The sequence below is a fragment of the Runella defluvii genome (assembly GCF_014195535.1).
GTDB classification, from domain to species: domain Bacteria; phylum Bacteroidota; class Bacteroidia; order Cytophagales; family Spirosomataceae; genus Runella; species Runella defluvii.
The window spans coordinates 666,911-679,533 of record NZ_JACIBY010000001.1; the positions used below are offsets into that span (position 1 = coordinate 666,911).

Sequence of the window (12,623 nt, forward strand, 5' to 3'; positions counted from 1 at the left end):
GTATTAACAACCCATCTATTTCTTAATTTGGTTCAGTTCTTCGTGCATTTGATTCACTAAATACCGAAGATGGTCAAGCGAAACGGTAGGCTCGGGCAAAACTGTGCTAAAAAATGCCTTGATTTCCCACACTTCCAGTACATCCTTGATGGGTACCTCAAAGGTAGGAATGTTTACTTTATCTGAACTCAGTAAAAGTGTTCCTTTGATTTTTACTTGGTTATAAACTCGTCGGCAAACGACGCCCAAATTGCGCGCTACCAAGACGTACATTTTCCCGTCGGCGATGTCGTACCAATTGCTGATTTGTTGACCCACCAAAAACGAATTGACGTACGAAAAATCGTCGCCCGCTTCAAAGGCACGGTAACTGCCGTTGGGCAAAAGGGGAAATTCAAAAGAAGGAAGACGTTTGACGTAATCGTTTTGCGAAAATTTATCAATGTACTCCTTCATTTGCGACTGCCGAACGTAAGGAATCGCCTGTGGATTTGGCTTGTCGTACGCACTCGGTGTTTGGACAATGGTAGCCGAACCGCCGTCATAATTGTTGTTGAACGTCGTCGCTGGGGCATAAGTCGGTACAACAGGTGGTGGGGTAACGGGCGCCGAATAACTGGGTGGGCTCGGTGGTTTGGGAGGTTCAATCACGGGCGGTGCTACGGCAGCGGGTGGGCTTACAGGCACAGGCTGTGGACGCGGCTGCGTGGACGTAGGCGGCACATAAAACTGGTCAAAAATGCTCGAAAGTGTCTGTGGCTCTTTTTCTTGAGGCTCCGATACCAACGACGAAACCGCTGGTTTGTCGATGGGAATAAGACTCGGTGTTTCGCGGATTTTCCGAAGGTCTTTTTTTAGCAAATCGTCCACAGAAACATTGAACAACTTCGACATTACCTTCAAAACGTCGATGTTGGGATTGGCGCGTTGTTCCTCGTAAGCGCCCACAGAAGCCCGTTTTATGCCAATTCGGCGGGCAAATTGGTCTTGCGTCATTCCGTGCAATTTCCGCAAGTATTTCATGTTGTCGCTGACAATGCTCATGGCGATTTTGATAAAAATTTTAGTAAAAGTAGATAAATTTCTGTTTTACTAAAAATATGTAACTATCCTGCTGAAAAATTGTATTTTTGTACTTACCCAACGCTGACTTAACCTAACCTTTTTGACCAAAAACCTATGATAGTTCAAGAACCAATAGTCCATGAGGGCTGTAAGCGTATTTTTGAAAAACAGCGGCGTAAAGCTGCCTACATTGCTCTTACGGACGCCAATGAGCGGAAAGAAAAACTCGAAAAGATTCAGGCGTATTTGATGGAACACCAAGCAGAAGTGGAAAAAGTCATGTACGATGACTTCCGAAAACCAGCTTCTGAAGTGCTTTTGGGAGAAGTTTATAGCATTACGTCGGAGATAAAATTTGCTTGCAAAAACCTGAAACGTTGGATGGCGCCGCAACGGCTTTCGACGCCCATGGGGATGATAGGCACCGTAAGCTACATCAAACACGAACCCAAGGGAAATGTACTCATTATTTCTCCCTGGAACTACCCGCTTTCGTTGGCCATTAAGCCGTTGGTATCGGCCATTGCGGCGGGGAATGTCGCCATCATCAAACCCTCAGAAATGACGCCCAATACCTCGGGATTTATCAAAAAAATGATTGGTGAATTGTTTGATGAAAACGAAGTGGCGGTGGTAGAAGGCGATGCCGCTGTGGCCACGGAGCTGTTGAAACTACCATTTAATCATATCTTTTTTACGGGCGCGCCTTCCATTGGTAAAATAGTGATGCGGGCTGCGGCTGAGCATTTGGCATCGGTGACGCTGGAGTTAGGAGGAAAATCGCCTAATATCATCGACGAAACGGCTGATATTCAGAAAGCGGCTGAAATGACGGCTTGGAGTAAATGTTTGAACAACGGCCAAACCTGCATTGCGGCCGATTACGTGATGATTCATGAGTCGAAAAAAGACGCATTTGTCAATGCCTATCGCGAAGTTGTCAAAAAGATGTATGCCTCAGATGGCAACAAAGTGGAAGCCTCCGATAGCTACGCCCGCATTGTGAACCAACGCCATTTTCAGCGCATCAAAGGGTATCTGAACGACGCCGTAGAAAAGGGCGCTAAAATTGAAGTGGGCGGGGCGACCATTGCTGACCAAAACTTCATTGAACCAACGCTCCTTACCCACGTCAACGATAGCATGAAAGTGATGCAAGAGGAGATTTTTGGGCCTGTGTTGCCTGTATTGACCTACCGCGACAAAGAGGAGGTGATTGGATACGTTAACAGTAAAGAAAAACCGCTGGCTTTGTACATTCACAGTAACAGTCAACGGAGCATCGACTATTTTCTGAACAATACCACGGCGGGCGATACCGTCATCAACGACATGATGTTGCAGTTTAGCAACGCCGAAGTGCCTTTTGGGGGCGTAAACAACAGCGGAATTGGAAAGTCGAATGGTTTTTTTGGGTTTCAAGAAATGAGCAACCTGCGGGGCGTAACCAAACGACAATTTGGAACGATGAAGTTTATTTATCCGCCTTATACTGACAAAGTCAAGAAGCTCATTGAGCTATTCATTAAGTATTTTTAGGGGATTATTTTTTCGGAAAAAGACGTATTTGTTACGCTAAATAAGTGGATGCCCCTTTTCGGGGCATTTTACGTATATATATGCCAATGGTCTCGCTGGGTTTTGGTATTTTTGGAGGTTAAGATAAAACTCCAAAATCGCGAACCGAAATCAATGAAAAAAGTGCTACTGATAGGGCTGGCTGTGCTGTGGAAACTGAGTGTTTTTGCGCAGATAACAGCCTCGTATCAGGGTGATTCGTGGAAAGAAGTACTGCGCAATAAACAAGGAACAGTCACGTCGCTTTGGAACGGCATCGACCCGTTTGTGTTTAAGGCTTCGGATGGGCGGCTGATGGGCGTGGAGTACGAAGTGATGGAAGCATTTGTGCGTTTTACCGAAAAAAAATACGGGCTAAAATTGGCCGTGAACTGGGTGGAAAACCCCGATTTTCAGCAGATGATTGCGGCCATCAAAAACAGTAAACAAGCAGGGGTTTTTGCGTGGGGGTACATCTCAATCACCGCCGAGCGGGTCAAGTTTCTTCAATTTACCCCACCCTACATGCCCGACCTCAACGTGCTCGTGACACACGCCAACCGAGCATTGTACAAATCGCCCGAAGCGTTTTTAGACGGTGCCAAACAGATGCACAGCTTTGCGATGAACAACACCACGATGGCTGAAGACCTGGCCAAACTTCGCTCGCGGATTCCTCAGGTGGCGACAACGTTCAAAAACAACGATTATGAAATTGCCGAGGCCATTTCCCAAGATGAGAAAGCGTTTGGGTATCTGCCATTGTCGATATACATTGTGGCGCTCCAGCGTGGCCTCAAAGTCAAACGCCAGCCCGTGTGGGCCGTAAAACGTCCAGGTTTTGCGGGGATTTATCCTCAAAAAAGTGATTGGAAAGAGCCCGTCGATGCGTACTTTGAAAGTGCTGATTTTCAGCGTGATTTTGAGCAAATCGCCCGTAAGTATTTGGGCGCTCACATGTGGAAATTGGTGTTTCTAAACGTGATGAACGATTCGATGCGAAATCAAAACGATTTGGAGTTATTACAAATTGAGAAAGACTTGTTTGCCGCACGCGTCATCGAAGCCGCTCAGGAGTCAGAGTTTCAGCGTGACGTTCGGAACATTCTTCTGCTGACGGGTGTGTTCGCATTGGTATTGATGTTTGTATTTTATCTTCGATATCGTAGCAAAAAGCACTATTCGGAAGTGTTGAGAACGCAAAACGAGTTGATTTTGACCCAAAAAAGCGAGATAGAACGCATCAATCGGGATTTGCAGCTACGGGTGTTGCAGTCGCAAACAACTCCTCATTTTGTGTTCAATGCACTGCATACATTTCGGTATTTTGTAAGCATCAACGAACGAAAAAGCACACTGGCGTACCTGACGGCGCTGTCGGAATGTATGAATAATTTGTTGCAGCAATCCGAAACAACCTTTTGTACGGTAGAGGAAGAATGTCAGTTGATGACGCAGTGCTTGCAATTGGAAAAAATCCGTTATGCCGACAAATTTGGCTTTGAAGTGCAGTATGACCAAGCCGTCAAAGATTGGCAGATTCCGACGTTGTTGATATACCCGTTGATTGAAACTGCCTTGCACCGCGGTATTTTGGTTAGAAAAGACAACGATGGTTTTCTGCAAATTGGCTTTGATTATAAGAATGGGTACATTGTGGGGTGCATTGAAGTAAATGCGCCAACGGGAGAGCCTTTAGTGGGAATCAGCAATAAATCAGAGACGGACAACGCTTCATTGAACCTGATGTGGCAACGGATGGAGCTTTACAACGCAGCCCAAGCAGGTACGATTACGGTTTCGACGTCTGTCCCTAACCGTTACGAAATCCGTTATCGTGTTTTAAAATCATAATGTATGTTGAAAGCGCTTTCGGAATCGTTAAATGCCAAGAAAAATGCCCTCTCACAGACCTTGGTCCGTTGGGTTCGTCCCTTATGGCGTTGGGTGTCGAGACAAGGCGTTACCGACGCGCTTTCCGAAGACCGTAGAAACAAAGTGAAACTGACCAACCGCTTGGCGGCAACAGTTAGTTTGATGCTTATTGGGCCGTTGTTCAACTACATTCAAGTACTGGATGTCTTCATTCTGCATTTTTTAGCGATTCTGAGCTATTTGATACCCATTTTTATCAATCGTTTGGGGTGGTACTCGACGGCGCGGTGGTGGTTTGTGCTCACGCCGCCTGTGTTCAATTTGATAGGTGCTGGATTGCTAACCGAAGGCCCTGCATCGGCGGCCAAAATTTCGTTTATGGCCATGATTATCCTGCCTATTTTACTTTTTCAAATCACCGAGTGGTTTCAAATGCTGCTTGGGCTTGGGTGGGTATTTCTGACGGTGCTGTCGTTTGACTACGTGACAGACTTAATTCCTCGGTCGGCCTGGATTGCCAACGATGCCCACTACGACAACCCGTACGTAGCACACATGGGTATCATTTGGAGCATGGTTATGCTGACGGTGGCGTTTATTTATCTTCAACTGGTTAATCGTGGCAATCAGCAAAAGCTGACAAAAGCGTTGGACGAAACCGATCGTCAGCGGGCAGTGTTGGACGATACCAACGCGTTGCTTCGCCAACAAAACGAGGAAATTGAGCGCCAGCGCTTGGACATTGAGCACATCAACCACGACCTGCGTTTGCAGGCATTGAAGGCCCAAATGGATCCGCATTTTTTGTTCAATGCACTGGGGTCGATTCAGCATTTTATCCTCAAACAAGAGACCAAAGAGTCGCTGAATTATTTAGCAAAATTCTCAAAACTGATTCGTCAGATGCTGGAAAACTCGGTGAATGACCGCGTGGCGCTGGCCGACGAAACACGGGCGTTGTCGTATTATATTGATTTAGAGCGGCTTCGATTTGAAAATAAATTTGAGTACCTCATCGACATTGACGAAACCATTGATGCCGAGCGGACGGAGATTCCGCCGATGTTGCTCCAACCCTACATCGAAAACGCCATCTTACACGGGCTTCGTCCGAAAGAAGAGGGTGGAGGGCAGCTTAAAGTGGTTATTCTGAGACAGTTTGATGATTTGTTGTGCGTCATTGAAGACAACGGTATTGGCCGCGAGGCCGCTGCGTACATCAACTCCCACCGCCGTCGCGCGCACATTTCGCGCGGTACTTCTTTTACCGATAGTCGGATTCGCCTCCTCAATGCCAACCGTACCCAGGCCGTTAGTGCCATTACCATCGACTTGATGGACGAGCAGGGAAACCCTCGAGGCACGCGCGTAGAACTTAAAATTCCGCTCTGATTGCAGTATCATTTGGCCAAAAATGCCTTCTTAGGGTAAATATTAATCTAAGAAAGCATGAAAGTTAAAAGTTTGTTGGCTTCTTTATTGTTCTGTACGTCACTCTCGTACGCCCAATCGGAAGACAATACCCTGACGAAGAAGGAAAAAACCGAAGGATGGAAACTCCTTTGGGACGGAAAAACCAACGCTGGCTGGAAAAGCACAAAAGCTGACGGGTTTCCTGCCACAGGTTGGTCAACGGAAGGTGGTGTGTTGAAAGTCTTGAAAAGCGCCCGAGGAGGCGATATTATTACGACGAATAAGTACAAAAACTTTGTCCTAAAAATAGACTTCAAACTGACCGAAGGTGCCAACAGCGGCATCAAGTACTTCGTAAATTCGTCGGGAATTGGTTGCGAATACCAAGTGTTGGACGACGACAAACACCCCGATGCCAAAGCAGGCGTGGAGGGCAACCGTACCTTGGGTTCTTTGTACGACTTGATTACGGCCGACCCCAAAAAACCACTTAAAAAGGACGACTTCAATACGGCCATGATTGTTGTGAATAACAATCACGTAGAACACTGGCTCAATGGCGTGAAAATAGTGGAATACGACCGCAACAACCAGATGTGGCGGGCGTTGGTCAACTACAGCAAATACAAAAAGTACGCCGATTTTGGCAATGCTACCGAAGCTCCGATTTTACTCCAAGACCACGGAGACGAAGTATGGTTTAAAAACATTAAGATTTTAGAAAAAAAATAATCGTTACCAAATGACAACGAGAAGGGATTTTATAAAAAAAGCAGGGGTTGCGGGTTCGGGCCTAGCTTTGGGGCAATTGAGCCCAAGCATCATGACAAATCCAGCACGAAAAGGCGAAAAAGTCAAATTGGCGTGTATCGGGATTGGCTTCCGTGGGAGTGAAATTATCAAAGAACTCAACAAAACGGGCTTAGCTGAGATTGTGGCGCTTTGCGACATCGACATGGGCGCCAAGCATACGCAAGAGATTGCGGCCATGTTTCCCAATGCCAAACAGTTCCAAGATTTCCGTAAGATGTTCGACAGCATGGGAAATCAGATTGAGGCGGTTTCTATCGGAATTCCTGATTTTGCCCACTACGTAGTGGCCGTCCATGCGATGTCGTTGGGAAAACACGTCTATGTTGAAAAACCAATGGCACGGACTTTCCACGAATCGGAATTGTTGATGAAGTTGGCCAAGAAAAACCCAAAAGTGGTGACCCAAATGGGAAACCAAGGGCACTCGGAGGCCAATTATTTCCAGTTTAAAGCATGGAAAGATGCGGGTATCATCAAAGACGTAACCAAAATTACGGCCCACATGAACTCGGCCCGCAGATGGCACGGTTGGGATCCTAAGATTTCAAAATACCCCGAAGCTCAGCCCATTCCGTCAACGTTGGATTGGGATACGTGGCATTTGAACACGATGTACCACGATTTTAATGAAAAATACCACTACGGAAACTGGCGCTGCTGGTACGATTTCGGGATGGGTGCTTTGGGCGACTGGGGCGCACACATCTTGGATACGGCGCACCAATTCCTCGACCTTGGGTTGCCTAACGAAGTGACTGCGGTGAAGTTGGACGGACACAACGACTACTTCTTCCCAATGTCATCGACGCTTTTGTTCCGCTTTCCTGAGCGCAAAGGAATGCCAGCCGTGGATATTACGTGGTACGATGGGGTGAATAACCAGCCACCGCTGCCCGACGGATACGGTTTGTCAGAACTTGACCCGAATATTCCAGTGGTAGCAGGACAGAAAATCAAGGCGGCGACCTTGAACCCAGGCAAGATTATTTATTCAAAAGACCTCATTTTCAAGGGTGGTTCGCACGGAAGTACGTTGAGTATTATTCCGAAAGAAAAAGCGGTGGAAATGCAGTCAAAACTGCCAGTGGTGCCAGCCAGCCCGTCCAACCACTTCAAGAATTTCTTGTTGGCCTGTCAAGGAGAAGAAAAAACGCGTTCACCGTTTGAAATCGCAGGGCCGTTGTGTCAGGTATTTGCGTTGGGCGTGATGGCGCAGCGTCTGAACACGAAACTGTTGTTTGACCGTACGACAAAAACCATTACCAATCATTCTTTTGCCAACGCGATGCTCACAGGCATTCCGCCGCGCAAAGGCTGGGAGGATTATTATCGGATTTAAGTGTGAGGTTTACCTTCCCGAAAGTTCAAAACTTTCGGGAAGGTGTTATCTTATCTTAGGGCATTTTGTTCGCCCACGTTGTTTGCGCGAAGCGGGTCGAAATTGAAGTTGGTTTTTCGTGACCAAATACCCTCCTTTTCCGTTTCGCGTCCTAATTTCTCCCCCTTCTTTCATCGGAATAAAATCCAACGACGGCAAAAAAGCAAAGTCATTAATCGGCTGAGGATGAATGTCGAACAGCGGGTCACCAGGAAAATGGTACGTCTCAAATTCGTAATCAAACAAGAAAATCGTAATAAACCCATCGGGGCTGTACTTGAGGCTGATGTCTTGGGTAGGTTTTAGTTTAAACGCCTGTTGAAAATCGGCGCGGCGGAAAAACTGTTCTTTAAAATGATCGTGGTGAAGTTTGGCGCGATTGTACAAATAAATCGTGTTTGACGAGTCGTAGGTAATGGCAATGTCGATGTAGTGCTTCGAAAAGTCTTTGCGGGTGTCTTTGGCAAACAAAACCCCCATGTTGTTGATGGCGTTTTTGCTTAAATACAATTGATAATGCGCAATGGCCGATGACTCCTCGTTGCGGTTTTTGAAGACATTCCCAATGTTGACATTGTACGCCTTTTTGGTAGAATCAATTTCCAAGCCTTTTTCAAAATCTTTGAGCGATAAGTCGGAAAACTTGGCTTCTTCGGCTTGGTCGCGGTTGTGGCGTTCACGCAATGACATATACGACTGAACAATCCCACGGTTGTTGTACAACATCGGCAATTGCTTTTTTCGCAAAAGGCTATCGTAGAGCACCTTCGCGCGGTCGATGTCGTCGATGTTGAGGTACGAAACGCCCAACCCGTTGCTCGCGTTGATATTGCTTGGGTCGAGGGCGTGGGCGTGGGTGAAGTCGTCGAGGGCCTGCTGGTACTCGTTGCATTTGAGGTAAATATTCCCTCGATTGACGAGCATCCGAACGCTGATTTCGGGGTTGGCCCGAATGGCTCTTTCCAGCCATTTTAAGGAAGTCAAAAAATACCCTTCGATGCGGCAATACTCGCTCATGGCCAAGCACGGAAGTAGTCCTTTGCCCGAAAGTTGCACCGCCGTTTGAACGTCATCTTTTGCCAAGGCTGTTTGGTGAGAATAGAGCCGACAAAATGCCCGTGCGGCAAAAAAATCGGCATGATGTGGGTTTTTGGCATTCAAAATTTCACCCGCTTGCTCAAAGCAGCATACCGCTTCCCCGTAGTTTTGGAGTCGATAATAAATAATGCCTAAACCAAGCCACGCGTGTTTTTGGGTAGAATCTAAATCCAACGCCCGTTCGTACGCTTTTTGCGCCTGACGTTGCCCATTGGTGCCGACGTACGCATTGCCCAAACTTAGCCACGCTTCGGCCGAAAAATCATTGAGCCGACAAGCCGCGTCGTACTCCAATACAGCTTCTTGGTACTTACGTTGCCGATAAAGCGCGTGCCCCAAACCCAGCCTTGCCGCAAAGCGATAATAAGGGTCTTTGGTAGCAAGGTATTCGCGGTAAAGGCCCTCGGCTGTGGTGTATTCGGCCAAGGCCAGCGAGCTATTCCCGCGCTGTACCAAAAAGCGAGGCCCGCTTGGATGCTTGCCCACGCGCGTGGCAAGCTTGTCGGCTTTTTCGTAGAGGCGTTCGGCTTGTTTGTAGTCGCCAAGTTTAAAATGAACGTTGGCGGCCAATTCGTGAAATTCGGCCGCTTTGGCAAACCCAATTCGTTTGCTCCAATCTTGCGACTGCTGCAAATCGCCCAATTTGTAATGGGCCAATGCGATGTTAAAAATGAGGGTATCGCTAGGAGGTGCGTGTTCCCACGTGGCCAAGCCCTGTTGAATATTGCCTTTTTGAGCTTCCCAAACGCCCTTATTGTGCAAATAACGCCGCCCAGCTCCAGTCTGAGTCAGTAGTTGCAGGGCGGTGTCGTATTCTTTCAACACGCCAGTGACAAGCGCGAGATTGTATAATAGGGTGTCGTTGTTGGCTTGGTATTCTTGGGCTTGCAGAAACATCGACTGCGCACTTTGGTACCGCTGATTGTAAGCGTACTGAATGCCACCGTTGTTGAGTTGAGGAAACCGCTTGGGGTTTTGAGGACTATTTTTTTTGGGGGGAGCTACCGTAATTTTCTTGGTTGAATGCGCTGACGACCCCGTATTAGAAGAATCTACCACGCACGCTTGAGACCGTGTGCCAAGTACAAATTCAACTATAAAAAGGAGTAAAGTAAACCTAAAAGTCAGCATCTCCATACCAATCGTCAATGTAACTAACTTAATTTCATTTACACGAACCATGCCATGATTAGCCACTTGAGGGAAAAAAATGAGCAATAAGGCGTCAAAAACAGCTGTTTTGGTCCTTTGGTGTAGAATGTGTAAGTAAAGTTAACGCTAAGTTTTGACTTTAGCGCCTATTTAGCTACATCGACGATGAAAAAAGGGGAAATACTAGGCTTAATACATAATTTCATTTTTTACCCGCAGAAGCGCGCAGAATAATACAAACGCAGATATTCGCTGATAAATGACTTAATGAAGCTATTTTCATCAGCGAATATCTGCGGCTCTTAATCTGCGGGTAAAACTTAAAAAAAGTAGCAAACAATGTACCTAATTCGGCATAATTAAAAATGTCGATTTTCCTTTCTGAGGCAGTGCTTTGTGCGAAAGAATCAATCGACGCACGGGGCGATTGTCCCATTTGGTTTTGAAACTAACGTACTCCATTCCGTCGGTGGAGGGGAGGTCGGCAGATACGTCCCAAAGTTTGTTATCGTATTGAATAACAAAGGTTTGGCCTTTGGGAGTAGTCAATTTGATTTTGCCAAGAGTGGTTAAATCCGTGTCGCAAACCGTCATAAAAATTTGCTGGAGCGAAGTGGGTTTTTGCGCCAACGCAAAATCATCGTTTATTTCGACAACATTTTTTACGCGATTGAGCTTCACCGAGCGATTCCAAGCCTGAATCCCCGCTTCTTTGGCATAGCTAGGCGCAATGTCCATCGACAAAGTTGCTTCTTTTTCGTTGATGGTACTTTTGACGTTATGCGCTTCGTAGGTGCGTCCCGCAAGTTGTCCTAGTCCGTTGACAATGGGCAAATTATGGTATTGCGATTGGGTAAACCAAAGCTCGTACCGCTTCGACGAAAAAGTGCGGGCGGTGTAGTTGCCGCGACCTGCGTCGATGATAACAGGCTCACCGTTGGCATAAAGTAGAAAATCGCCCACATCGTTGTGGTTGTGGCTTTCGGCATTGTGCCCGCCGTGGGTAGCCAAATACAGACCGTTGGAACTACGGGCCGTTAGTACTTGAATATCGCCGAGCCAAGCGTCTTTGACGGGTTGATACGTCGCTTTGGTGGAAGGTAATTCTTTGATAGTAAGTAAGTTCTGGATGCGACGCATGCGGTGAAAGCCGTTGTTAGACACTGCCAAGGGGTATTTTTCAGTTGCCCATAGACCAAATTGCATGAGTTGAGCATCGTTGATTTTTTTGCCAAAACGATACAACATAATGCCGTCGGGCTTGAGTTTGGGGTCGGCATCGGCAAAGTTGACAAAGTAATCGTCCGCAATGTGGGTTTTGAATACGTACGACGCCATTTTTTGAACAAGCGGCTGTTGGTACGCACTTACTTTGTTTTGAGTCGCGGATTCGAGTAATTCCAAACAGTCAAATACACAGGCGCCCGCCGCAAACCAATAACTTGGGCCTTCGTCGCAGCCGCCATCCTCGCCGAGGCCGTTGAGGTATAAATCCAATCCGAGCATGGCTGCGTAGAGCTGTTCGGCGCGGCGTTTTTCATCTTTTTCCAACAACAGCGCCGCCGTCATCCAGTTGGACATAATCCACGGATTCCAGTTGTTGACGGCATTTTTCTTGCTCATCCAACCGTATCGGTCGGGGTTTTGAATCATGGGAACAAACAACCGACGATTGGTTTCAACGTAAATTCGCTTGCGGATAAGTTTATTGATTTTGTCTAATTTTTCACCCACAAAATAGTCGGCGAAAGAAAGTACGGCTGCGGTCTCGGCCGCAAACAAATCCACGACGGGGTCTTCGACGTTGGGCAGACCTGTACCGCTAATGTGGGCAGGAACGCCCCAAAAACTTTCCTCACAAATGGACCAAACGCCGTTGAAAATGGCTTCCGTAAAACGGCCTTTGTCTTCGACGCTTTCGGCCAAAACAAGGTCAATGAGGGCGTTACGTTTTCCGTACGAGAGTTTACCGTGGCGTTCGCGGTCGCCTGAGCGTACAAAATCCATCGAAACGCTGGCTGGAATGGCTTCAAATTTGTAGTTCAAGACAACTTCTCCCGCTTTTATCACCCGTGCCACCACACTATCGGGAAGCTGGGATTGCCATTCGGCGGCGGTTTTGGGGTAGGGTTTAAATTGTGCTTGGGGGAGGAGCGACTGCTTGACGGCCTCAAGCGAATAGGCCGTACCGAGCAGGTTACGTTGGGTTACTTGGGCGCTGGCGATGGCCGTCCAACCGATTAAGAGGGTGGTGAAAAGGTGTTTCATTGGT

Annotated in this window: 8 protein-coding genes; 5 read left to right on the forward strand and 3 right to left on the reverse strand. The window is 47.2% G+C overall.

The window, feature by feature from the left end:
- Positions 1-15: 15 nt before the first annotated feature.
- On the reverse strand, positions 16-1,044 hold the full coding sequence (locus FHS57_RS02740) for a helix-turn-helix domain-containing protein (protein ID WP_183971306.1): 1,029 nt from the start codon (positions 1,042-1,044) through the stop codon (positions 16-18).
- A gap of 135 nt (positions 1,045-1,179) precedes the next feature.
- On the opposite strand from FHS57_RS02740, the gene FHS57_RS02745 reads away from it, so the two are divergent.
- From FHS57_RS02745 to FHS57_RS02765, 5 genes are all read left to right on the forward strand, one after another.
- Positions 1,180-2,604: an aldehyde dehydrogenase family protein gene (locus tag FHS57_RS02745; protein WP_183971307.1), complete on the forward strand. Its 1,425-nt coding sequence runs from the start codon at positions 1,180-1,182 to the stop codon at positions 2,602-2,604.
- 153 nt (positions 2,605-2,757) lie between these two features.
- Entirely contained in the window at positions 2,758-4,476 is a 1,719-nt protein-coding gene (locus tag FHS57_RS02750) for a histidine kinase (protein WP_183971308.1), read from the forward strand.
- A 3-nt stretch (positions 4,477-4,479) separates the two neighbouring features.
- On the forward strand, positions 4,480-5,889 hold the full coding sequence (locus FHS57_RS02755; RefSeq protein WP_183971309.1) for a sensor histidine kinase: 1,410 nt from the start codon (positions 4,480-4,482) through the stop codon (positions 5,887-5,889).
- 57 nt (positions 5,890-5,946) lie between these two features.
- A complete protein-coding gene (locus FHS57_RS02760) occupies positions 5,947-6,642 on the forward strand; it encodes a 3-keto-disaccharide hydrolase (RefSeq protein WP_183971310.1) in 696 nt (231 codons plus the stop codon).
- A 10-nt stretch (positions 6,643-6,652) separates the two neighbouring features.
- Positions 6,653-8,062 (forward strand): Gfo/Idh/MocA family oxidoreductase, encoded by a 1,410-nt coding sequence (locus tag FHS57_RS02765; protein WP_183971311.1) that lies wholly within the window; start codon positions 6,653-6,655, stop codon positions 8,060-8,062.
- A 45-nt stretch (positions 8,063-8,107) separates the two neighbouring features.
- On the opposite strand, the gene FHS57_RS02770 is transcribed toward FHS57_RS02765, so the two are convergent.
- Both FHS57_RS02770 and FHS57_RS02775 read right to left on the reverse strand, forming a co-directional pair.
- Positions 8,108-10,258: a tetratricopeptide repeat protein gene (locus FHS57_RS02770; RefSeq protein ID WP_183971312.1), complete on the reverse strand. Its 2,151-nt coding sequence runs from the start codon at positions 10,256-10,258 to the stop codon at positions 8,108-8,110.
- A 438-nt stretch (positions 10,259-10,696) separates the two neighbouring features.
- Positions 10,697-12,619, reverse strand: coding sequence for a heparinase II/III domain-containing protein (locus tag FHS57_RS02775; protein ID WP_183971313.1), 1,923 nt, complete (start codon positions 12,617-12,619; stop codon positions 10,697-10,699).
- Positions 12,620-12,623 lie beyond the last annotated feature (4 nt).